This window comes from Collinsella sp. AM10-26 (genome assembly GCF_003472525.1).
Classification (GTDB): domain Bacteria; phylum Actinomycetota; class Coriobacteriia; order Coriobacteriales; family Coriobacteriaceae; genus Collinsella.
Window position 1 is genome coordinate 284,646 of sequence record NZ_QRMC01000002.1, and the last position, 22,569, is coordinate 307,214.

At 59.9% G+C, this 22,569-nt stretch carries 18 protein-coding genes, 1 tRNA gene and 1 pseudogene; 5 read left to right on the forward strand and 15 right to left on the reverse strand.

Annotation, left to right across the window (positions count from 1 at the left end; genetic code table 11):
• From DW123_RS02850 to DW123_RS02920, 15 genes and pseudogenes are all read right to left on the reverse strand, one after another.
• A pseudogene (locus DW123_RS02850) lies at positions 1-1,392 on the reverse strand (transcription-repair coupling factor); the annotation flags it as partial.
• Positions 1,393-1,549: 157 nt separating this feature from the next.
• Entirely contained in the window at positions 1,550-2,215 is a 666-nt protein-coding gene (gene nth, locus DW123_RS02855) for an endonuclease III (RefSeq protein WP_117743114.1), read from the reverse strand.
• A 63-nt stretch (positions 2,216-2,278) separates the two neighbouring features.
• The gene (locus DW123_RS02860; protein ID WP_117735430.1) at positions 2,279-4,081 is read right to left on the reverse strand and encodes an ABC transporter ATP-binding protein; all 1,803 of its coding nucleotides are present in this window, start codon (positions 4,079-4,081) and stop codon (positions 2,279-2,281) included.
• 124 nt (positions 4,082-4,205) lie between these two features.
• Positions 4,206-5,561 carry a DNA recombination protein RmuC gene (locus DW123_RS02865; RefSeq protein ID WP_118273118.1) on the reverse strand — a complete coding sequence of 452 codons (1,356 nt, stop codon included), beginning with the start codon at positions 5,559-5,561 and terminating at the stop codon, positions 4,206-4,208.
• A 124-nt stretch (positions 5,562-5,685) separates the two neighbouring features.
• A complete protein-coding gene (locus tag DW123_RS02870) occupies positions 5,686-6,120 on the reverse strand; it encodes a hypothetical protein (protein ID WP_117735428.1) in 435 nt (144 codons plus the stop codon).
• A 684-nt stretch (positions 6,121-6,804) separates the two neighbouring features.
• Entirely contained in the window at positions 6,805-7,344 is a 540-nt protein-coding gene (gene rbr, locus DW123_RS02875) for a rubrerythrin (protein ID WP_118273119.1), read from the reverse strand.
• A gap of 114 nt (positions 7,345-7,458) precedes the next feature.
• Positions 7,459-8,364 carry an adenine glycosylase gene (locus DW123_RS02880; RefSeq protein ID WP_118273120.1) on the reverse strand — a complete coding sequence of 302 codons (906 nt, stop codon included), beginning with the start codon at positions 8,362-8,364 and terminating at the stop codon, positions 7,459-7,461.
• A 21-nt stretch (positions 8,365-8,385) separates the two neighbouring features.
• Positions 8,386-8,871, reverse strand: a complete 486-nt coding sequence (locus DW123_RS02885) for an Rrf2 family transcriptional regulator (protein ID WP_117743111.1) — start codon at positions 8,869-8,871, stop codon at positions 8,386-8,388.
• Between the two features lie 359 nt (positions 8,872-9,230).
• Positions 9,231-9,308, reverse strand: a tRNA-Asp gene (locus DW123_RS02890).
• 410 nt (positions 9,309-9,718) lie between these two features.
• Complete coding sequence (locus DW123_RS02895) at positions 9,719-10,186, reverse strand: YfcE family phosphodiesterase (RefSeq protein ID WP_118273121.1); 468 nt, start codon at positions 10,184-10,186, stop codon at positions 9,719-9,721.
• A gap of 95 nt (positions 10,187-10,281) precedes the next feature.
• Positions 10,282-10,998, reverse strand: a complete 717-nt coding sequence (locus tag DW123_RS02900; protein ID WP_006235156.1) for a LytTR family DNA-binding domain-containing protein — start codon at positions 10,996-10,998, stop codon at positions 10,282-10,284.
• 72 nt (positions 10,999-11,070) lie between these two features.
• Entirely contained in the window at positions 11,071-12,414 is a 1,344-nt protein-coding gene (locus DW123_RS02905; protein ID WP_117735423.1) for a histidine kinase, read from the reverse strand.
• Positions 12,411-13,598, reverse strand: a complete 1,188-nt coding sequence (locus tag DW123_RS02910) for a glycosyltransferase (protein WP_117743936.1) — start codon at positions 13,596-13,598, stop codon at positions 12,411-12,413. Before DW123_RS02910 ends, DW123_RS02905 begins: the two co-directional genes overlap by 4 nt.
• A 171-nt stretch (positions 13,599-13,769) precedes the next feature.
• A complete protein-coding gene (locus DW123_RS02915) occupies positions 13,770-15,029 on the reverse strand; it encodes an MFS transporter (RefSeq protein ID WP_117794034.1) in 1,260 nt (419 codons plus the stop codon).
• A gap of 101 nt (positions 15,030-15,130) precedes the next feature.
• Complete coding sequence (locus tag DW123_RS02920; protein ID WP_118273122.1) at positions 15,131-16,075, reverse strand: zinc dependent phospholipase C family protein; 945 nt, start codon at positions 16,073-16,075, stop codon at positions 15,131-15,133.
• Between the two features lie 274 nt (positions 16,076-16,349).
• Between DW123_RS02920 and DW123_RS02925 the strand changes: the two genes are divergently transcribed.
• From DW123_RS02925 to DW123_RS02945, 5 genes are all read left to right on the forward strand, one after another.
• Positions 16,350-17,495, forward strand: a complete 1,146-nt coding sequence (locus tag DW123_RS02925) for a PucR family transcriptional regulator (protein WP_158567301.1) — start codon at positions 16,350-16,352, stop codon at positions 17,493-17,495.
• A gap of 327 nt (positions 17,496-17,822) precedes the next feature.
• Positions 17,823-18,839, forward strand: a complete 1,017-nt coding sequence (gene argF / locus DW123_RS02930; protein WP_118098106.1) for an ornithine carbamoyltransferase — start codon at positions 17,823-17,825, stop codon at positions 18,837-18,839.
• A gap of 86 nt (positions 18,840-18,925) precedes the next feature.
• Positions 18,926-20,443: a YfcC family protein gene (locus DW123_RS02935; RefSeq protein WP_118098108.1), complete on the forward strand. Its 1,518-nt coding sequence runs from the start codon at positions 18,926-18,928 to the stop codon at positions 20,441-20,443.
• Positions 20,444-20,546: 103 nt separating this feature from the next.
• Positions 20,547-21,404 carry a dimethylarginine dimethylaminohydrolase family protein gene (locus DW123_RS02940; RefSeq protein WP_118098110.1) on the forward strand — a complete coding sequence of 286 codons (858 nt, stop codon included), beginning with the start codon at positions 20,547-20,549 and terminating at the stop codon, positions 21,402-21,404.
• A 119-nt stretch (positions 21,405-21,523) separates the two neighbouring features.
• Positions 21,524-22,531, forward strand: a complete 1,008-nt coding sequence (locus tag DW123_RS02945) for an NAD(P)-dependent oxidoreductase (RefSeq protein WP_118098112.1) — start codon at positions 21,524-21,526, stop codon at positions 22,529-22,531.
• Positions 22,532-22,569 lie beyond the last annotated feature (38 nt).

Below are 22,569 nucleotides of genomic sequence, written 5' to 3' on the forward strand. Positions count from 1 at the left end.
GCCCGCCTCGAGCGGGCGGGCGTTGAGCGCGTCGGCATGGCGCTCGCGAATCGAGGCATGGGCCCCCTGGCGGGCGGCGCGGTCGGCAGAATCCGCCGCCGCCACATGTACACGGTCGCCGATAACGCCGGCGTTTTCGGGGGCGGCAGTCAGCGACTCCTCAAAGGTAATGCCCGCATCGCCAAAGGTGAGCTCCATCGACTCGCGCGCACCGCGGTCGGGAATGGCAAACACGCAAGCGTAGCGCTTGCCCACAACCTCCTGAATGCGCGTCATAAATCGATTGTCCGAGCCCGCAATGGCCGGCTGCTCAATCTTGAGCTCGGCCGTAACCGCGCCGCCGGCACGAATCAGGCTCACGTAGTTCAGACGCTGCTGAGCACCAAAGTCGAGCTGCTGGGCACGCACGTACAGGCCGTCCAGACGGTCAATCCCCGCCTCGTCGGCACGGGCTTCGATATCCTCGTAGGCACGTAGGCAGTCGTCGAACAGCGAGCGCGGCTCGGACAGGACCACAAGTGCCTTGCCGCTCACGTGCGCCAACGGGCTCACGGTCTGGCCGTACATCACCGGCAAAAAGCGGTCGAGCTCGGGCGTGACGATGCGCGCGTCCACCATCTCGAGCAGCGCCGCCAGCTTGCTGTCGTCCTGGCTGGCGCGGTAGAGCGCCACATGCATGTTGTGGACTGCCTCGTCGGTGAGCGCCAGCTCGCGGCAGGGGAAGATCTCAATGCTGTCCTCGTTGCCGATGGTTTGGCCCGTGGAACTCACCATGCGACGGATGCGGTCGATCTCGTCGCCAAAGAACTCAATGCGCACGGGTGCCTTCTCCTGCGCGGGAAACACCTCGACGGTGTCGCCGTGCACGCGGAACAGGCCGGGCGCGTCGGCGGCACCGGCATTGGCGTAGCCCATGCCCACCAGGCGCTGCGGCACCTCGTCGAAGGGAATCTCCTCGCCCACCGTAAAAGTAGTGGACTCCCAATAGCGGCTCTCGACCGGCGGCACGCAACGCAGCAGTGCGCGAGCGGAGGCGACCATGATGCAGTTGTCCCCGCGCACGATGCGCCCGAGCGCCTCGCAGCGCTGGGCTACCACGGCGTCGTCGGGCGCCTGCTCGCGCCAAGGGTAGTCCTTGCGCTCGGGAAAGCGGCACACGTGCGCCAGGCCCACATAGGCGGCCAGACTGCGTGCGGCGCGATCGGCCGCATCCTCGCCACTCACAATGTAGACCGTGGGGCGCGGGCGACGCGCAAACTGGGCTGCCGCCATAAGCGTGCGACCCGACTGCGACACGGCCAGCGTCACGTCCTCGCCGGCATCGAGCCCGGCCTCGACGGTCTGCAGTGCCTCGGCAGTGTAGAGCTGCGCGGCTATACGGTGAATGAGCATGCTGTTCCTCCGGCATTGCAACGCCAAAAGCCCGCCGGGGCAAGCTCGGCAGGTCGTACGTCAAATACATTGTCTGTCATGGTAGCGCATGGAGAGGACTCCGGCTCAAGGGCAAACCTAGCCCCGCAAAAAACGCCAGACGAAGATGCGTTCCGCCCTACCCCGCTACGCGCACGCTGGGGCACAAATCTGCCAGCGGGCACTCGTCACACTTGGGTTTGCGGGCGTCGCAGATCTCGCGACCAAAGGTGATCCACTGATGGTTGACCGACTCCCAATACTCGTGCGGCAGAATCTTGAGCAGATCCCGCTCGGTCTTGAGCGGCTCCTTGGCATGCGTCTTGGGACTCAGCATTAGGCGATGCGCGATGCGGTTGACGTGCGTATCGACCGCAATGCCCTCGACAATGCCAAACCCCACGTTGAGCACGATGTTCGCCGTCTTGCGCCCCACGCCCGGCAGCTTGACGAGCTCCTTCATGTCGGCCGGCACCTCGCCGCCATAGTCGGCGACGATCATCTGCGCGGCCTCGACGGCATGCTTGGCTTTGCTCTTGTAGAAGCCGAGTGACTTGATGGTGTCCGCCACGTCAGCCACGCTCGCCCCGGCCATGGCCTCGGGCGTGGGCCACTGGGCAAACAGCCGCGGCGTCACCTTGTTGACCTGCATATCGGTCGTTTGCGCCGAAAGCAGCACCGCGATCAGCAGGCGGAAGGGATTCTCGTGGTCCAAAAAGCACTCGACCGGGCCATAGCGACGGTTGAGGCGCTCACACACCTCGATGGCGCGCTCGCGCTTGGCGGCATTGGTCTCGCGTGGCATAACGACTCCTCGGCTCAACGGCACAATAAACTTATGAGCACAATTGTCCCACGTATAGGGTCGTTACGCTTCCAAAAATGCGCCGGTCTGGCGGCTCCACAGGCTTGCATACTCGCCGCCCGCCTCGACAAGCTGCGCATGCGTGCCGTCCTCGACGATCTCACCATCGGCCAGCACCACGATGCGGTCGAGCGCCGCCACGGTGGACAGGCGGTGCGCCACCACAATGGAGGTACGTCCACGCATCAGATTTTCGAGCGCCTCCTGCACCAGAGCCTCGGACTCGCTGTCGAGGGCAGAGGTCGCCTCATCGAGCACCAGAATCGGCGCGTCGGTTAGGATGGCGCGGGCGATAGCCACGCGCTGACGCTGGCCGCCCGAGAGCTTGACGCCGCGCTCGCCCACCATGGTGTCAAAGCCACGGGGCAGGCGGTCGATAAACTCCAGGGCATTGGCCAGGCGCGCCGCCTCACGAATTTGCTCGTCGGTGGCGTCGGGGCGGCCGTAGGCGATATTCTCGCGAATGGAGCGGTGGAACAGCAGCGCCTCCTGCGGAACGTAGGCAACCTGGCGGCGCAGGCTCTGCTGCGTGCAGCGCGAGACATCCTGACCGTCCACGAGTACGCGGCCGCCCTGAACATCGTCCAGGCGCAGCAGCAGCTTGGTGAGCGTCGTCTTACCCGAGCCCGATTTGCCCACCAGGCCCACGCGCTGGCCCGCCGCCACATGAAGCGTCAGGTCATCGAACACGCTCTCACCCGCCGCAGCGTCACGGTACGCAAAGCTCAGGTGCTCAAAATCAATCGCGCCCTCGGTCACTTTGAGCTCAGGGGCGTCCGGGTCGTCTGCCACCAAACGTGGCTCGTCCAGCACGCGCGTCATCTCGGCAGCGTCACCCAGCGCGCGGTTGATACGCTGCATCATGGAGCTCACGTAGTTCAGACGCATGGTGAGGTTGTACGTATAGGTAAAGATCATGACGAGCGCGCCGGCCGAGATGCCAAACCACGCGTTGCCGCCCGCCACAAACACGCTCACCACGGCCATGGTGATGACGATAAGGCCCGAGGTCGTAAAGTTGCGCTGCATCATGGCGTGCATCGATACCGTCTCAGCATCGCGCGCGGCGCGGTCGGCGGCATCGAACAGATCGTGCTCAAAGTCCTCGCGCCCGCAGGTCTTGACGGCCAGGATGTTCGTGACCGCGTCGGACAGCACGCCCGAGAGCTTGTTTTGCGCGGCGGACGTCGCGGCCGAAAGCGGCATGATGCGCTTGTACATAAGCCAGACAAACGCAATGTAGACGACCATGATGCCCACCAGGATCACAGTAAATGTGGGCACCACCGGGGCGAGTGCCGCCACCGTGCAGACGACCGAGGTGATGGTGGGAATGAGCGAATACACCGTCACGTCCACCAGTCCCGTATAGCCGCTCATAAAACGGCTCGTCTGGCTAACGAGCGATCCGCCAAAACGGCTGGTGTGAAATGTCATGGATTGGTTGGAGAGCGTGTCGAAGCACAGACGCGCCAGGTGATAGTTGCCTGCGATTTCGAGCTTGTAGACGGTGTAGTCCTGTAGCTTGGAGAGGATCTGACCCACCAGGTTAACGAGTACGAGCGCCAGGATATAGGGGCCGAAGACCTCAAACACCTGGTCACCCGCCACGGGACCGGCTTGAACGCGGTCGACAATGAGGGCCATCACATAGGTATTGGCAAACGTCAGCAAAAAGATGTAGCCCGCCGACGAGAACACCGAGAGAAAGACGATCAGCGGCTGTGTGCGCGTGACGTCCCAAAAACGCTGCAGCGTGCGACGCACGGTTGAGCGTTTGAGCGGACTGGTGCTTCTCTGAGACATGGGCTTCCTTTCGCATCTGATAGGGCGAAACACCATTGTTGCACATTAAAGTGCGCTTTAGGCAAGTGCGATGCGAGAAGCGCTGCGCCCCGCGCCTGCGCAGACGCCCCGCCGTCAGGTGCGGCTAGTCCTCGTCTTCTTGCCCTGCAAGCAGGCCCGCAGACGTGAGCCCCAAGACCTCGTCGGCCTCCTCGGCATCTTCCAGCGCGTCGATATCCTTGAGCTTGCGCTCCATAACGTTGGTGCGCGTGGTGATGATGCCCTCGACCGTCTTGCCCGCGGTCTCGATCTGCTGCTGGGCGCGGCGCAGCGCCGCCTGATAGCGCGGCAGCTCGGCCTTGACGGCGGAAAGCACACGCAGCACGTCGTCGGTGCGTTTTTGCAGCTTAAACGTCTGGTAGCTCATCTGCAGGCTGTTGAGGATGGCGGCCATGGTGCTGGGACCGGCTACGTTGACGTGATAGTCGCGGCCCAGGGTCTCGATAAGCCCGGGGCGGCTGACGATCTCGGCGTACAGTCCCTCAAACGGCACGAACATGATGCCAAAGTTGGTCGTTGCCGGCACACTCAGGTACTTTTCGCAAATGTCTTTAGCCTCGCGCTTGACCATGGTGTCGAGCGTCTTGCGCGCGGCGGCGACGGCCTCCGCGTCGCCCGACTCCTGGGCGTCGAGCAGATGCTCATACGCATCGCCCGGGAATTTGGAGTCGATTGGCAGCAGCACGGGGTCTCCCTCGTCTACCGGCAGCTTGACGGCAAACTCAACGCGCTCCGAGGCGCCGGGCTTGGTGGCGACGTTTTCCAGATACTGGTCGGGCGTAAGGATGTCCGCCAGGATCGCGCCCAGCTGCACCTCGCCCAAAATACCACGCGCCTTCACGTTGCCCAGCACGCGTTTAAGGTCGCCCACGCCGGTGGCGATAGATTGCATGTCGCCCAGACCCTTGTACACGGCCTCGAGCTGGTCGCTCACCTGCTTAAACGATGCCGACAGTCGGTCATTGAGCGTGCGAGAGAGCTTCTCGTCCACCGTCGCGCGCACCTGATCGAGCTGCACGTTGTTGTCTTTGCGGATGGCGCTCAGCTGAGCATCGACCGTCTCGCGCACCTTGTCCAGGCGATGCTCGATGCCCTCGCGGTTGGCGCCGAGCTGCTGGGCCGTCTCGCGGCGCAGGTCATCCATACGGTCACCAGCTTGCGAGAACTCGCGTGCGATGGCCAGGTAACGTTGCTGCTCCACGGCCGCATCGGTCGTCTGCTGCTGCGCGATGGCATTGGCCGTGCGGCGGGTTTCAGCCAGCGCGACGTTCAGGGCATCGAGCGCGTTGTTGGCCTGCTCAAGTGCTGCCAGCGTTTCCGCGCTACTGTCGCCACGCTCCCGCAACTCGGCACGCAGGCTCTTGAGCTGGATGGCGCAAGCCACAGCAACCCCCACCGCCACCAAGGCGATCACAACAAGCACAATATCAATAGCAGACATAAACTCCGCCCAACAAACCCAATCGAGCACCAATCAAAACCGCGATCAATCTTACCCCGCCATACACACGGATCACTCACTGCCTTGCAGACAAATTTCTCTTATAGCCGCGGGCGTTAAAACGCTAGCTCTCCCAGCCGGCGCGGATGGTTGTTATGACGTCACCTAGGCGCTGGCCCAGGGCCGCTAGATGTTGAAGCACCTCGTTGGGCGATGCGCCGTTGAGGATGCACGTGAGGGCATACGACGCCAGAAAGATGGCCGCAAGCCCCAACGGGATGAGCACGATCATCGCCAATGTGCGCAGGCGCTGGCCCAAACGGCGGCGGCGCGCGCGGCGTTTGTCGAACGCGAGCTCCTGCGCATATGAATCTTGCTGTACGGAATAGGCCTCTGGCGCCGATTCACACCCGGGCACAGCTGCAGGTACAGCAGCGGGCACGACGTTTTGCACGGGCGCCTGGTTGGCAACCCCTTGCATTTGCATCTCCATGAGTCGTTGCTGCTGACGCAGCATGCGCTCAGCTTGTTGCTGCGGAGTCTCAAGAAACAGATCCATGTTGGCCTCCAAAATCGGGGCATTCGACGCTTACGGCCAGCATCCCGCACCGCCATGACCGCGGCAACGCAATCGCCGGCAATAGCCACAAAGTTTCTTTTGCTCAAAAGCTGTCGAAAAGCTCAACAACTCCCCTACCAGCACTTTCTCTGAGCTTTTTTCGCCAGCAATCTTTTGGCCTTCCACCCTTACGCCAGCTGACCAAAATCTAACCAAAAGCTTGACGAAAATTGTGGAGACCGGGACCTCAAGTAAAACGTGACAGCCCCAAGCGAAGCAGCCTGGACAGTTAGTTCAGATATGTATAAATCAGACCCCCCACAGAAGGGCCGACACGCTCCGTTTGCTGCATTTTGGTCCCCCATAACGGACATCAAAGACCCAAAGTCAGGCGTAACAGGCATCCAAATGACGCCCAACAGACCTCCAAGGACCCAAAAGACAGCCATCGAGCGATTGGAAAATACGAATCTGAACTAACTGTCCGCCCCCACACAAAACGTGCCGCCCCATAGGGGGCGGCACACAAACTTTAATATCAGCTTTTCTGTAGCGAGCACGCGACGACCCAACGCCGGGGCGCGGGGCGGGGAGATACCTTTCCCTCGCGCGACTCTGCGAAGCCGTGAGCGAGAGGGAAAGGTATCTCCCCGCCCCGCGCCCCGCAGCAGCCAGCGCCACGCGCTAGTAGTTCACCACCTGCTCCTCAAAGTACGCCTTCGGGTGGTTGCACACCGGGCACACCTCGGGCGCCTCGGCACCAACATGCAGGTGTCCGCAGTTCAGGCACTTCCACACCTTTACACCCTCGCGCTCAAACACCTCGCCCGACTCAATGCGCTCGACGAGCTTGTTGTAGCGCTCCTCGTGAGCCTTCTCGACAGCAGCGACGCCGCGGAACTTCGCGGCGATCTCGGCAAAGCCCTCCTCCTCGGCGGTCTTGGCAAACTCGTCGTACATCTCGGTCCACTCGTAGTTCTCTCCCGCGGCGGCATCGCGCAGGTTATCCAGAGTGCTGGGAACGGCGCCATCGTGCAGATACTTAAACCACAGCTTGGCGTGCTCGGACTCGTTGCCCGCCGTCTCGGCAAAGATATTCGAGATCTGAACGTAGCCGTCCTTTTTTGCCTTGGATGCATAGTAGCGATACTTGGTGTGCGCCTGAGACTCACCGGCAAAAGCGGTCTCGAGGTTCTTCTTGGTCTGAGAGTTCTCAAAATCCATAGGTGTACTTCCCTTCAACACGTGCCGCCCATAGGCTTTGAGCGACCTTGTCTTTAGGATGCCCTCAAGCCGCGAATTTAAACCTTACAATCCCGTTCTTCAGATTTGGGCGGGCTACACACTCAACCAACGATCACCCTCGGAGCGGCAAAAGCCCTCGCGCTCCAAATCGGCAAGAATGCTTGCGACCAGCTCGCGCTCGACCGGCTCTCGGCCTGCTGCCGTCTCCATCTCGTTAACGCCTGCAACGGCTTCATCGAGCGTAATGCCTGCCGGCTGCCCATCGCGCGCTGCCAGCAGCATGCGCACAATGTGGGCGCGCTTTTGGCGACGCGAGCCCTCAAACTTGGACTGCCGACTATAGTTCGCCGATCGCCTGGACGGATTGGGCAGCGTCTTTTTAAGATACGCGCCGTAATCCAGCAACGCGTAATACCACGCGCGCGGCGTGTCGGCATCGTCTTGAGGCGCGGCAAAGGGCGCAATCTCATCTGCCACCGCACCAGGGGCCGCCGGACAGGCGGCTTGAATCAGCGGCACCAGCTCGCGATCGGGAACGGCCGGCACATCGGGAAAGAAATGGTGCAAAAAGACCGTGCGCACGTTGGTCTCCAGATACACACCCGGAAGATCAAACGCAAACGACCGGATACCCTGCGCCGTTGCCGGGCCAATACCTGGCAGAGCGACCAAGTCGCGCGTCTCACGCGGAAACTCCCCATCCCAGTCCTCTGCAACGCGCTGAGCGGCCTTGTGGAGCGCCAGAGCGCGTCGGTTGTAGCCCATGCCCTGCCAAGCATCTAAAACATCGGAAGGCGCGGCCTGAGCGAGCGCCTGGACGGTCGGAAAACGATCGAGCCACGCCGGCATGCGCGTCTCCACGCGCGGAACCTGTGTCTGCTGCAGCATGACCTCGGAGAGCCAGATGATATATGGGTCGCGCGTGCGGCGCCACGGAAGGTCGCGATAACGCAGGACCCCTTCCGAACGAATCATCGAACGAAAGGGGTCCTGAATCATGGCAATGCTCCTTATGCGGCGCTATTCCTCCCGGCAGGCGCACGCACAGGTGGCGTACTCGGGAAACGCATCGCGATCGGCGAACTTGGGATCGACAGCCGGGAACTGGCGATGGGCGACGATGTCGCCGAGCGAAACGGAATCGAGGTAGTCGCGCATCAACGCCTGGGCTCCGGCCCACAGGGGATGATAGCAGCACGTGCCCATGCGCGCACAGTCACCATCGGGCGCGGTGCAATCGTTCATAACCATAGGGCCCTGAACAGCCTCGACGACCTGGCGGATGGTGACATCGTCCGGACTGACCTTGAGACGCATTCCACCGTGGACGCCACGCAGGCTCTCCACAATACCGGCCTGGACCAAACCGTGTTGGATCGAACGGGCAAACGAATACGGGACATTGACCTCTTCGGCAGCGGTGCGAACAGAAAGCAAACGCTCCGGATCCTCGGTAAGCATCGCCAGCATACGAAGGGCGTAATCAGTCTTCCTCGATATGTCCATTTTTCCCCTTTCAAGGAATACGAACAGCTCGAACGAGCTCCGGGGCCGAGCTTGTGTCGAGACGCTAAATGACCGCTAGGACATCCAAATGATAAATAGGATATCCACTGAGTGCCGCGCTTGGAGCGAAATGCATCAGATGCGGTCTACAGTGCAATTTAGTATAACCTAACCCCCTGTCTCGTTGAACAGGTGTTGCGCAACAAAGCTGCTGTTTAGACAGATATACTTATTGGATTTTACTTGCGTTCCCGAAGGCGCGGGGATTCTGGGCGAAGATGCGCCAGGGCGATCGTTCTATCGAAACAAAGTGCATCAAACGCAAAAAGCCACGTCCGAAGACGTGGCTTTAATTGCGTTGGCGGGAAGTACGGGGCTCGAACCCGCGACCTCCGACGTGACAGGCCGGCGCTCTAACCAAACTGAGCTAACTCCCCAGGCAGGCGTTCGCGTTTGTTTCCGCTCGCGTGCGCTGCGGGGATTAGTATACACAGAAGTCTGTCCGGCGCGCAACAACTTTTTTTGAAAAAATTTTTCGGTCCCTCCGGGAGGGTCTCCGGGGCTGAGGGCGGGGGTTAAGTTTGCTGCTCTACAGTCCTGCGCAAGACGGAAAGCACATTAAGTGCTTTCCTTTGCGTGCGGAACTCGCGACAAACTTAACCCCCCGCCCTCAGCCCCGGAGACCCTCCCTGCCGTCACATTATTCAACCAGTTTTGTGGGCGTGCGCCGCTGCGCGGCTAGCCCGCGTGCTCCTCGGCGGGGTTGGTCTGATGGATCTTGTTGAACTTTGACCTTTGGCTCATAAAAAACGGGAGATGCGATCTGCATCCCCCGTTTTTGTTGCGGTTACTCTAGGTCAATAAACTTGGTACTTATGATTCGGCCGTCGTTGACGAGCATTCTGGCCATAGTGGGACCTCGGGTACCTCTGGGGTAGCTGGCGCTGCCCGGGTTGAGGACCAAGCAACGGCCCACTTGGGCTTCTTTGGTTACGTGGGTGTGGCCGTTGATGGCTACGTCTACGGATCCCACCGGGAGGTCTTCGCGGTAGTGGGCTACAGCGAATTTGAGGCCTTCGTAGGTAAAGAGCGCCAGGCGATCCACATCGGGGCCGTAGTCGCGGTAATAATCGTTGTTGCCCAGTACGGCCCGCACAGGGGCGATGGTGCATAGATGCTCGTAGTCCATCTCCGACGTAAGGTCGCCGGCATGGATAATCAAATCCGCACCTTTAAGCTCATCTAAGAGCGCGGGCGAAAGATAGCCGTGGGTGTCCGAGATGATGTCGATACGCTTGGCGCTTGCACTGTTCATGGGATCCCTTCCGCAAAAAACGATTTGGCAGATACATACAAAAAGGCCCCACGGCTCCGCAGACGATAGGTCCACAGGGCCGCGGGGCCAGTGTGCTAGAGACTCAGAGCCTTCTTGAGCGGCACGACGCGGCGGCGCGAAACCGGCACGCGTTCGTCGACGCCCGTAATGCCCAGCTGGATGGCGCCCGAGGGCACCGTCTCAACGTCGGTAACGCACGCCAAGTTGACGATATAGCGGCGGTGAACACGGAAGAAGCCAAAGTCGCAGAGCTTGGCCTCAAACTGCGCCAGCGAGGTCGTCGACAAAAAGCGATCATCGACGGTATAGATGCAGGAGTAATCGTCCTTGGCCATGATAAAGCGAATGTCGTCCACGGGAATGAGCACCTTGCGGCCGCCCTTTTCCACCGGGATACGCTCGATGGTCACCTTGCTGTCCGTAACCGGCTTAGCGCGTTGCATGACCTTCTCGATCGCGCGATCCAAGCGAGCTTCCTCGACCGGCTTCATCAGATAATCGACAGCATCCACGTCGAATGCCTCGACCGCATGGTCGCTATACGCAGTCACAAACACGATCGCCGGCGGATTTTTGAGCTTATGCAGTGCCTCGGCAAGTTGCAGGCCCGAGGCACCGGGCATCGAGATATCGAGAAACACGACATCCACGCGACTTTCCATAAGCATCTCGATGGCGGAGCGGACGCTCGACGCCTCCGTGATCGTGCCGATCTTGCCCGTTTGCTCGAGCAAGAAGCGAAGCTCCGAGCGAGCCGGCGCCTCATCATCCACAATCATCGCACGCAGCATAGGGATAAAACCTTTCGTCAACTAACTACGCCGGGCATCCGTCGCATGACGTTGAGCCCGTAGCCTTTTATTTTACTCTTGAATGTCAAAGATGCTCTCTGACAAATCAAGATGAAGAAGCACTTTGGTGCCCTTGCCCGGCGCCGATTCGACACGCGTATAGGAGTGTGGCCCATAAAAGCGATGGATGCGCTCCGAAATATTGTGCATGGCCACACCGGCGCCGCCGCCCTGGGGAGAGCTGGCGTCGGGACGGGCAGAGCGCTCGTCAAACAGTCTGGCGGCGGTACCCTCATCCATGCCCACGCCGTTATCAGCAACGGCAATCAAGATTGCATCCTCGCCGTCTTGGTGAACGGTCACGTCGATCCTCAGGGCGCCGTCATCGCCCATACCATGACGCACGGCGTTCTCGACAATCGGCTGAATCACGAACGCCGGCACCAGCGTATCTTCCACGTCCTCGGACACATCGAACGTTGCAAGCACGCGGTCCTCGCCAAAGCGGGCCTTCTCAAAGGTAAGGTAGCGCTTGGTCTGTGCGACCTCGCGCGAGACCGGAATAAGCGATCCCGAGTTGTCGAGCGTGGCGCGATAGAACGATGAGAACTCACGAAGCAGTTCGCGGGCCCGCAACGGGTCGGTGCGCGTAAACGATGCAATGGTGTTCAGCGTGTTGAACAGGAAGTGCGGGTTAATCTGTGCCTGCAGCGCACGCACCTCGGCGCGCGCCGTGAGTTCCTTTTGCACCTCGAGCTCGTGGATGGCGAGCTGCGTGGACAAGATCTCGGCAAAGCCCGAGGCAAGCGCGTACTGAGTACGGTCGACGGCGCGCGGGGTCTTGTAGTAGAACTTGAGCGTGCCGACGGTACGATCGCCCACCTTGATGGGAGCGATAATGCCGGCGGGGACTTGGTTGTGCGAGCCGTCCGAACCCACGACATCCACCATACGGTTGAACGACTGCACGATGCCATGTTCGATAACGTAGCGCGTTGCAAGCGTGTGGATGGGAGAATCTGGCAATAGTTTTTCCTCAAACTCGCCCGCGCAGGCAAGCACGTTTTCCTCGTCGGTGATGGCCACCGTCATGGCGCGCGTCTCGGGCAAAATGCGCTGGCACACCAAACGCGCCGACTCCTGCGTCAGACCGCCCTTAATGTCCTCGAGCATGGCCGAGGCCACCGAGAGCGTCTCTTCGGTGTACTGCGAGCGCACCGAATCGGGATTGAGCGTCAAAAAGATAAAGATGCACAGAAAGATGCACAGCAGCGCGCAGGCAATCACCGTGGCGATCGGCTCGATGCCGGTCACCAAGGCAAAAATAAAGTACATCAGCACGCAAATGGCGCAGGCAACGGCAATGATGCGAAAGATTGATAATGAACTATCGCGCTGGGCGCGGCGGTCGATCATTCGGCCCCCTCCAGGATACTGATCAGTTGTGCGTCACGCCAAAGCCCGTCCATGATCTTGGGCCAAAAGCTCTGGAAACGCAGGTAGCTTGCAGCGTTTTGGCGCGCATAGGCCTTTGCCTCGTCGATACCATGGCGCCAGATGCGCAGGTAGCCCTCATGCTCGCGGGTAAACACGCTGCGGACCATAGCGGTCTTGCGCACGCGGTCGTCGAGCTCGCGCGAAATCCACGGGCCCGGGTAGGGCATGAGCGATGCCGCCGTAACAGGAATGAGCTCCTTTTGATGCGCGGCGAACGTCAACTTGGCCCGTTCGTAGTACCAACGGTATACATCCTGCATAAAGCGCGGTGAGCGCTTTTCGGACTCCGGAGGCAAATGGCGCACGGTCCACTCGTTATCGAACCACACGTCGTAGCCAAACATGCGCATGTTAAAGAGGTAATCCAAGTCCTCGCCGCGGGTGATAAACGGGTCAAAGGCCACACGCGTAAAGGCGCGGGCGTGCAGGGCCATCAGGCCGCCGCACACGTAGTTGGAGCGCGAGATGCGGGTGCCCGAGAGCGCCTTTTTCATCCAACGGTTGAACTCGATGCGCTTGGTCCACCAACGATGGCAGATGCCCGCCTTGTCCGTGGGAGCCAGCGGCGATCCGTCGCGATCGTAGAAATAGCCGCTCTTGACCAAGATCGGCAGGCCCTGACGCGTCTGCTGACCCAGCGCGTAGGTCGCGCGCTTCATAAAGTCGGCATCGATGACAGTCTCATCGTCATCCAAAAAGATAACCGCGTCATGCCCCAGCACAGCGGCACAGGCCAGCCCCATGTTGCGGATGGCGCCGTAGCCTCGCAGACTCACGCACTCGCCCGAACCCTTGGGCGCGATCTGAGCAACCCGGTCTGCAATGCGCGAGGCCTGGGTGTTGGTGACAACGGTGACCTTGAGCGTGGGATGCGCGTCGACAATCTCGTGCACGCGCAGCGACACATCGGCTGTGGCAGAAACGGGACAGACCACCAAAAGGATGATGCGCGGGATGTCGCGCACCTGTTCAAGCGAGGCCAGGCAGCGGTCGAGTTCGGGATTGTCGGCGTTGAGTCGTGTCGAATGGTCATAGGTGCCAGGGGCGTTTGCGCGAGCGTCATCGCCCGCCCAATACGTTGGAATCACGACCGTGGCGTTCATGCCTTACCCTCCCTGCAACACAAAAACGGGACGCCGCCAAACACAGGCGACGCCCCGCGACCTAGCTGACTCCATCATACCCACTTGGGCTAATCATTGTTCGAAAGTCAGAATGTTTATTGCGGATAGCCCCAAAAGAGTATCGCGGCGGACGCAATTACCGGCAAGTTCCTATGCGGCCTGCTCTGCCGTTTGAGACATGCGGGACAGACGGACCAGCAGCGCAAAGCCCACCACCAGCAGCACGCCGATAGACAGGACGCCCAGCGAGGGGTTGCCGGTCAGCGAGGTGACGACCGACACCAAGAAGGTGCCCATAACACTTGCATAGCGGCCAAAGATATCAAAGAAGCCGTAGTACTCGTTGGACTTTTCCTTGGGAATAATGCGGCCAAAGTAGCTGCGGCTGAGCGCCTGCACGCCGCCCTGGAACAGGCCGACCAAAATGGCAAGCACCCAAAACTCAAAGGCGGTCTTGAGGAAGAACGCGGCAAAGAGCACGATGCCCATATAGGCGGCGACTGCCACCAAGATCATGTTGAGCGTGCCCACGCGGCCGGCGAGCTTGCCGTAGATGATGGCGGACGGGAAAGCCACAAACTGCGTGACGAGCAGCGCCAGGACCAACTGGGTCGAATCGATGCCCAAGGCCGATCCGTAGCTGGTTGCCATGGAGATGACCGTGTGCACGCCATCGATATAGAAGAAGAACGCGATCATGTAGACCAGCACGGTCTTGTTGTGGGCGATCTCGCGCATGGTGTGTCCGACCTCGGAGAACACGCCGCCCACAATGTGGCCGATGGTGTCTTCGGGCTTGCGCTCGCGACCGTATTTTTGCTTATAGGTGCGGATGAGCGGCAAGGTAAAGATGAGCCACCAGGCGCCGGTGATAATAAACGACAGGCGCGTGGCCAACATGGTGGGGACGCCAAGGGCCGGACCGCCCATAATGAGCGCCAGGCAGATGATGAACGGCACGGTGGAACCGATGTAGCCCCAAGCGAAGCCCGAACTCGACACGGCGTCCATGCGCTCATCGGTGGTGACATCGGGCAACATGGCGTCGTAGAACGTCATAGACGAGTTGAGGCCGATGGTGCACAGCACATAGACGGTCAAAAACGCCATGGCGGACATCGGGATAGCCTGTGCAAAGCAAAGCACGAGACCCGTCAGGAAGAAGCCCAAGAAGAACTTGATCTTGTTGCCGGCGTAATCGGCAAGCGCGCCCAGAATGGGCATGAGCATGGCGATGACCAGCGAGGCGATCGTCTGCGCATTGCCCCAGGCGACCACCAGGTCGGCCGAGGAAGCGCCGGTATTGATGGCGTTAAAGTAAATGGGCACCACCGAGGTATTGAGCAGCACGAGGGCCGAGTTTCCCACATCGTACATGACCCAGTTACGCTCGAGCTTGGTGTATTTCATGGACAGGGACCCTTCGTATTCGCCCGATATGCAGTTAATTCATCGTACCCCAATTGTCCAGAAGCACCGGTAAGGATTCGGCAAAGGGGCACGCATGGGCCCTATTCCTCGCGGTCGAACTCCTCATCGACATTGAGCACGCGACCGCTGTAGTTGACGTGACTGGTCACGGCCTCCATGTCGCCGGTCTCGATAAAACGCGCGACCGTGCACTCGTAATCGACCAGCGCGCGATCAAAGACCTCGGGGAAACTCTCATTCGAGACCTTATCGGTAAAGGGATTCTTCCATGTCAGATGGCCCAGGTTACCGGTGCGCTCGGGCAGCTCCGTCGTCACGCGATGGGCAAGGCCGTCGAGCAGCGAGTAGTCGTGCACCAAGCCCTCAACCAACGAGATCGCGCGCGTCTTTACGGAGCTGGCCGGCTCAATCGCGCGGTAAAGTCGCTGCATATTGGCAACGGCGGCACCGTATTCCCCCGCCGGAATGTCAATACCGTACACGCGTCCGGCAACATAGCTCATCAGCACGCCGGCAACGCGATTGATACGATCGGTGGTGACGATCTCGCCCGCCGGCGGGTAATCGTCGACCGTAGCGCCATCGCGTTTAAGCTGCAGCATCAGTACATCCAGGTCGCTCTCGATCACGGCATGGACCTGACTGCTCGAATCCTCAAGCTCTGAATCGGACTCCACGATGCCAAACTGTTGCTCATAGACAAAGGGATGGGCGTTGCGGTCGAGCACGTAATGAGACAGCAGGCCCAACGCAAAGGCACGGCCCAAGTTGGCGTCGCGCGGCAGCAGATGCGACACGCCGTCGCGCAGACACGCGAACTGGCGAGACATGCGCGAGCGATGCATGACCTGCGCCAGCAGCGTGCAGTCGGAAACGCGCGGCGTCAGAATGTGAAAGAAAAACGGGTCGGGGCCTTGGTTGCCCAAGATAAAGGCAATGCGCTCTTCATCGGACGCGATGACGCCCTGCGGAAGACGGTCGATGCTTTCCTCGCCAAACAGATGATGGGTGATAAGCGCGGGCATAATGATCCTTTCGATTTCATTCGATGCCACCCATTATGCCCACCGCGCGCCCATACCAAACCTGCGATGGTAAACGATATGCTGAACGATGCGCGCCGCAGCCAGTCTTTTCCGCTGCTCACGCCTTCTCCACTGCGGCCCCGGCATGGAAACAGGGGGTTATCGTTTAATATCAACATATGCACCCCGCACCCAATTCTTGTCATACCATTATATGGACAGGCAGCGCTTGCCTCGCATCCATCAAACAGCCTCGCGTCGCACGGAGACACTCATGATTACAGTCGCCGATATTTTGGCCCTACCGGCATTTGAGCAAATCGACCTAGTCGCTCCTATCAAAGACGCCGGGGAGCACCGCGTCTACAACGTTGGCATCCTAGACTGCCCTCCCTCAATCAACGACTACAGCGCATACATGCCCGGTGAATTCATTCTCACCAATCTTGGTTTTTGCTACGAAGATCCCGACCTCTCCGACACGTCGCTTATTGCCATGATTGAACGACGTGTCGCAGCCATTGCCGTGAAACGTGTGTACTCGCCTTGCTTCACCGATGCAGTCGCCCAAGCAAGCGTGCGTATGGGCGTCCCGGTGTATCTCTATTCCGGTGCCTACCATGAACGCGTCGCTTTCGAATCGCTTAATCTTCTTCAACGCGATCTTGACGCATCCGACAAAAGCGATGCCGTTGATCAGTTCTTGGTGGGAAGATCGAAGTCTCAAGTACGACAAGAAATCAACAAACTGGCAGGTCTCACCGGCTCGACGATGCGTTGCATCGCCATCTCGGCTGAAAAGGATGACCGATGCTCACTGTACGCAATTCAAGATACACTCAACGATTATCTGGACTCGTTTCGCCAGCGACACGAGGATGTCCAAAATGCCTGTGCGTTTCGCTATCACGATGCATTGCTCGTTTTTGTCTCGTATGCCACCGATGAACAGCACGAGGGCGTCTTCTGCGACCTAGAGAATGCCATTCGAGGCGTTGGCGTAAATTACTGCGGCGTAGGCGACCTGGTACCCCTCGGCGAGGCAGATATCTCCATTCGCCAGGCAACGATTCTTCTCAATGAATCCCATCTGAGCGGAGCGCGCAGGCTTGAGTGGTCGGATCTGTCCATGGACGCTTTCTCGTATGCAGCGCAGACCAACCCAATGTTCGAGCGCACCGCGCAAGGTTTCCGCCGCCGTATCGAAAACTACGACGCACACAACTCTACCGAACTGGTCCAAACGGCACGCGCCTTTGTGCGCTGCAGCGGCGACATCGTCGACACCGCCGAACACCTACACCAACACCCCAACACCGTCCGATATCGGTTGCGGCGCATTCGAGCGCTCCTTGACATGGATGACTCACACGACCGTGAGCTACTCGTATTCCTTTCGCTCGCTTTCCTCAGCAGATAGCGCGAGCCAACCGGAATCGTCATTTTTCACAAAACAGCCCCAACTACGCTCGGATGATTGGGTTTACAGGCCGCCAATCGTTCATGAATGTCCATACATTTGTAAAAAATAACAAATAGACCCCTAGAAGGCTTTGAGTTGGCACCAAATACACGGCATCTGGGTGCTTCTAGACTTTGAGTCATGGTTTCGGCGTGCCGCTGCACCGGCACCCGACAACAGGTATCGATGCCCCAAATGGGGCGAACGAAACACCTAACCTGTCTGGAGGGGCCCGCACGGGCGTCCGTCGGGGATAGGACAAAACCCGACGAAAGGGGACAAACTATGACTGATTCGGTTTTCCAGGGTCGCCACCTGCTCTCCACGAGGGACTACACCAAGGACGAGCTGATGTGGCTCATCGGCTTCGCCGAGCACCTCAAGGACCTCAAGAGGCGCAACGTCCCGCACCGCTACCTCGAGGGCAAGAACGTCGCACTCCTCTTCGAGAAGACCTCCACCCGCACCCGCGCCGCCTTCACCACCGCCTGCATCGACCTGGGCGCCCATCCCGAGTACCTGGGCAAGGGCGACATCCAGCTGGGCAAGAAGGAGACGGTCCTCGACACCGCCAAGGTGCTCGGCTCCATGTTCGACGCCATCGAGTTCCGCGGCTTCAAGCAAGACCACGTCGAGCAGCTCGCCGAGTATTCCGGCGTCCCCGTGTGGAACGGCCTCACCGACCGCGAGCACCCCACCCAGATGCTGGCCGACTTCATGACCATCAAGGAGCACTTCGGCAAGCTCGAGGGCCTCACGCTCGCCTACTGCGGCCAGGGTCGCAACAACGTCCAGAACTCCCTCATGATCACCTCCGCCATCCTGGGCGTGAACTACGTCAACGCCACGCCCAAGGAGCTCGAGCCCGACCCCGAGATCGTCGCCCTCGCGCAGAAGTTCGCCGCCGAGTCCGGCGCCACCATCCGCGTCACCAACGACCCCGTGGACGCCGTCCGCGGCGCCGACGCCGTCTACACCAACGTCTGGGCGGCCATGGGCGAGGAGTCCCAGTTCGCCGAGCGCGTCCGCCTGATGACCCCGTTCCAGGTCAACGCCGAGCTCGTCTCCCACATCGAGAACCCCGACTGGATCTTCCTGCACTGCCTCCCGGCCTTCCACAACGCCGAGACCGAGTATGCCGCCAAGATCAAGGAGGAGCACGGCATCGAGGCGATGGAGTGCACCGACGACGTAATCTACAGCGAGCACTCCCGCTGCTTCGAGGAGGCCGAGAACCGCATGCACACCATCAAGGCCATCATGGCCGCGACCCTCGGCAACCTCTACATCCCGCGCGTCTAGCACGGAGCACCGATTTTCCACGCGCCGCACGGTACCCCCCCCCCTCCGCGCGGCGCCCCTCCATCCGCCTCAAGAGAGGAAGCCCCATGGCTGAAGAAATTAAGGAAAAGCCGGCGAAGAAGAAATTCCAGATGCCGAACACGTACGTGATCCTGTTCGCCGTCATCGCCTTCATCGCCCTCCTGACCTGGTTCGTTCCCGGCGGAGCCTACGAGCTCTCCGAGGGCGGCGACGCCATCGCCGGCACCTACCACGTGGTCGAGAGCAACCCCCAGGGTCTCTGGGACATCTTCATGGCCCCCATCACCGGCATGCTCGGTGGTGGCACGGTCTCCGGCGCCATTTCCATCTCCCTCACCATCATGCTGTTCGGCAGCTTGCTCGAGATGATGGATCGCACCTGCGCGCTCAAGACGGCCATCAAGCGCATCACGATCGCCAACCAGAACAACATGCACGCGCTTATCGCCATCCTCGTTATCCTGATGGCATTCTTTGGCACACTCGAAGGCGCTTACGAGGAAGGCATCGTCTACTTCCTGATGTTCGTACCCGTCATCCTGGCCCTCGGCCTCGATACGGTCACCGCGATCATGATCGTCGTCCTCGGCACCCAGATCGGCTGCCTCTCCTCGATCATTAACCCGTTCTCCACGGGCATCGCATCAGGCATCGCCGGCATCTCCCCCGGCGAGGGCATGATCCCCCGCATCGCGATGTTCGTCATCTTCACCGGCCTTGTCATCCTTCTCATCTGCCGCTATGCAGACAAGATCAAGGCGCATCCCGAGAAGTCCGTCCAGTTCTTCCGCCGCGAGCAGGATCTCAAGGAGTTCCCCGCCGCCGACGACGAGGACCTCACCCTCACCGGCCGCCAGAAGGGCGCGCTCGTACTGTTCATGCTTACCTTCGCCTTTATGATCGTCGGCCTGACTCCCTGGACCTCCCTCAACCCCGAGTGGACGTTCTTCGAGGACTTCACCGCCTGGGTCGCCGCGACTCCGGTCCTGCGCAACATCCTGGGCACCGACATCACCGCCTTCGGAAACTGGTATTTCCCCGAGCTCTCGATGATCACGCTAATCATGGTCATCCTCATCGGCCTAGTTATGCACTATGACGCCGACACCATCATCGACACGATTCTAAAGGGCGCCTCCGGCCTGGTCTCCACCGCCTTCGTCGTGCCGCTGGCCCGCGGCATCCAGGTCGTCATGGACAACGGCCAGATCACCCCATCCATCCTCAACATGTGCGAGAACGCGCTTGCCTCCCTGCCGCCCTTCGCCTTCGTCGTCGTCGCCCTGGTCTGCTACTTCCTCATTGCCTGCCTGATCCCCAGCTCCACCGGCCTGGCCGCCGCCACCATGGGCATTATGGGCACGCTGTCCACCTTCGCCGGCGTCGACGTCTACATCATGGTCATCATCTACCTCATGGCGCTCGGCCTGGCCAAGATGATCACCCCGTGCTCCATCGTCGTCATGACGTGCACGGCCGCGGCGCACATGAGCTACGGCGACTGGGTCAAGAAAATCGCCCCCATCGTCGCCATCCTGTTCGCCGCCTGCTGCGCCTTCCTCTGCGTCCTCGTGATGCTCTAGGCGCCCCCCCGTGGGGATTCTCGCGCGGCGGGCAAGCCCCTCCGTTTTTCCCGCCGCGCGCTTTCCATCTAAGGTATGTAGGTCTTAAAGAAAGGAACCTGCCATGTCTGAAGAGAAAATCTACGTCTCCAACGCCACCAATCCGCTTAAAAAAGTCATGATGTGCTCGCCGAAGTACTACACCTTCAACGGCATCAATGTCATCACTTCCGAGTGGATGAAGAAGGGCGATACCGAACAGAACGACATCATGGTCAAGGAATGGCAGATGCTCGTTGACGCCTACAAGGATAACGGCATCGAGGTCGTCGAGGTCGAAGCCAACCCCAAGTATGAGGTCATGACCTTTGCCCGCGACTACGGCTGCATGATCAAGGAAGGCGCCGTCATGGGTCACTTCCGTCATCCGGTCCGCCAGATCGAGGCCCAATCCTATGAGGCAAAGCTTAAGGAGATGGGTGTCCCCATCGTCGCCCGCGTTAACGCGGGCTGCATGGAGGGTGGCGACTTCTGGATGATCGATGAGCATACGCTCGCCTGGGGCATGGTCGATCGTACCGATGAACAGGGAGTCGCCAGCCTCCGCCATCAGCTCGAGAAGTTTGGCTATACCGTCGTCGGCGTTCCCTGCCCGCCCGACAACCTGCACCTCGACATGATCTTTAACATCGTCGCTCCCCAGGTTGCCCTCGCCTGTATCGATCAGCTGCCCTACAACTTCCTGCAAATGCTCAAGCGCCGCGGCTTTGAACTCATCCCCGTCGCCAGCGAGGATATGTACAAGCACGGCTGCAACGTCCAGTGCATCGGCAACAACAAGGTCGTTGCCATCGAGAAGAACAAGCACATCAATGACAAGATGCGCGCTCTGGGCATCGAAGTCATCGACGTGCCGCTCGACCAGATTCTGCACGCCGGTGGCGGCCCGCACTGCCTGACCCAGCCAATCGAGCGTCCGTAGTCCGAACGTTTCGCCTGGACAGTATTGTCCGAGCCTCTCATGGGGCGCCGCTCTGCTGGATTCCGGCGCAGCGGCGCCCCTTTACATGCCAACCCCGTAACGGGAAAAGGAAGCCACCTATGAAGATCCTGATCAGTGATTATGCCGAGAGCATGATGCCCCAGCACGACCTTGAGACCGAAACCCTCAAGTCCCATCTTGGCGACGACATCGAGGTTGAGGTCTACGCGTACACCGATGAGGCACGCGAGGAGTTCTACGAGCATCTCGCCGATGCCGACGCCCTGCTCACTGCCTTCATCAAGGTGGACAAGGAAGCCTTTGAGCACGCCCCCAATCTCAAGGTTATCGCCATCAACGCCACCGGCTATGACAACGTGGACATGGACGAGGCAACCGCGCGCGGCGTCGGAATCTGCCCCGTCGGCGAGTATTGCACCTGGGATGTTTCCGAAAGTGCCATCGCCTACATGTATGCCCTCAACAAGAACTTTAAGTTTTACATCGGACAGATCGAGCAAGAGCACCGCTGGGACTACGCGGCGGCGCCCGAAGTCCCTCGCCTAGAAGACCAAACGCTCGGCATCTTTGGCTTTGGAAAAATCGGTAAGTGCACCGCTCGCAAAGCCAAGGGTCTCGTCAAGCGCATTGTATCCAATGATCCGTTTATCGATCAGGATCTCTTTGAGCAAAACGGTGTTGAACAGGCAGAAATCGATGAGGTATTGGCCGAGGCCGACATCATCATCAATCATATGAACCTCAACGAGACGAACTACCATTATTTCGATGCCGAGAAGTTCTCCAAGATGAAGAAAAAGCCGATCGTGATCAATCTGGGTCGTGGCCTCTGCATGGACGAGCCCGCTCTTATCGAGGCGCTCGACTCGGGCCAGATTCGCGCATTTGGCGCCGACGTTTTGTATGACGAGACGCCCGACTTGGCAAACCACCCGCTCGTCGGCCGTGACAACGTCATCATCACGCCGCACTCCGCATTCTATTCGTCTTCATCGTTGCGCGACCTCATGATCTTCCCGTGCAACAACATCGGACACTTCCTCAAGGGCGAAAAGGACCAGCTCTTTAAGCTAGTTAACGACGTTCCCGTCGAGAACGTGCTGTAGGAGCCTAAACGGCTTCCAAAACATGTGGCCCAACGGGA

Bases quoted from the DNA above. Each gene is read 5' to 3' on its own strand.
- nth (WP_117743114.1), bottom strand. From the start codon at position 2,215: ATGCCACGCGAGACCAATGCCGCCAAGCGCGAGCGCGCCATCGAGGTG.
- DW123_RS02860 (WP_117735430.1), bottom strand. From the start codon at position 4,081: ATGTCTCAGAGAAGCACCAGTCCGCTCAAACGCTCAACCGTGCGTCGC.
- DW123_RS02865 (WP_118273118.1), bottom strand. From the start codon at position 5,561: ATGTCTGCTATTGATATTGTGCTTGTTGTGATCGCCTTGGTGGCGGTG.
- DW123_RS02870 (WP_117735428.1), bottom strand. From the start codon at position 6,120: ATGGATCTGTTTCTTGAGACTCCGCAGCAACAAGCTGAGCGCATGCTG.
- rbr (WP_118273119.1), bottom strand. From the start codon at position 7,344: ATGGATTTTGAGAACTCTCAGACCAAGAAGAACCTCGAGACCGCTTTT.
- DW123_RS02880 (WP_118273120.1), bottom strand. From the start codon at position 8,364: ATGATTCAGGACCCCTTTCGTTCGATGATTCGTTCGGAAGGGGTCCTG.
- DW123_RS02885 (WP_117743111.1), bottom strand. From the start codon at position 8,871: ATGGACATATCGAGGAAGACTGATTACGCCCTTCGTATGCTGGCGATG.
- DW123_RS02895 (WP_118273121.1), bottom strand. From the start codon at position 10,186: ATGAACAGTGCAAGCGCCAAGCGTATCGACATCATCTCGGACACCCAC.
- DW123_RS02900 (WP_006235156.1), bottom strand. From the start codon at position 10,998: ATGCTGCGTGCGATGATTGTGGATGATGAGGCGCCGGCTCGCTCGGAG.
- DW123_RS02905 (WP_117735423.1), bottom strand. From the start codon at position 12,414: ATGATCGACCGCCGCGCCCAGCGCGATAGTTCATTATCAATCTTTCGC.
- DW123_RS02910 (WP_117743936.1), bottom strand. From the start codon at position 13,598: ATGAACGCCACGGTCGTGATTCCAACGTATTGGGCGGGCGATGACGCT.
- DW123_RS02915 (WP_117794034.1), bottom strand. From the start codon at position 15,029: ATGAAATACACCAAGCTCGAGCGTAACTGGGTCATGTACGATGTGGGA.
- DW123_RS02920 (WP_118273122.1), bottom strand. From the start codon at position 16,075: ATGCCCGCGCTTATCACCCATCATCTGTTTGGCGAGGAAAGCATCGAC.
- DW123_RS02925 (WP_158567301.1), top strand. From the start codon at position 16,350: ATGATTACAGTCGCCGATATTTTGGCCCTACCGGCATTTGAGCAAATC.
- argF (WP_118098106.1), top strand. From the start codon at position 17,823: ATGACTGATTCGGTTTTCCAGGGTCGCCACCTGCTCTCCACGAGGGAC.
- DW123_RS02935 (WP_118098108.1), top strand. From the start codon at position 18,926: ATGGCTGAAGAAATTAAGGAAAAGCCGGCGAAGAAGAAATTCCAGATG.
- DW123_RS02940 (WP_118098110.1), top strand. From the start codon at position 20,547: ATGTCTGAAGAGAAAATCTACGTCTCCAACGCCACCAATCCGCTTAAA.
- DW123_RS02945 (WP_118098112.1), top strand. From the start codon at position 21,524: ATGAAGATCCTGATCAGTGATTATGCCGAGAGCATGATGCCCCAGCAC.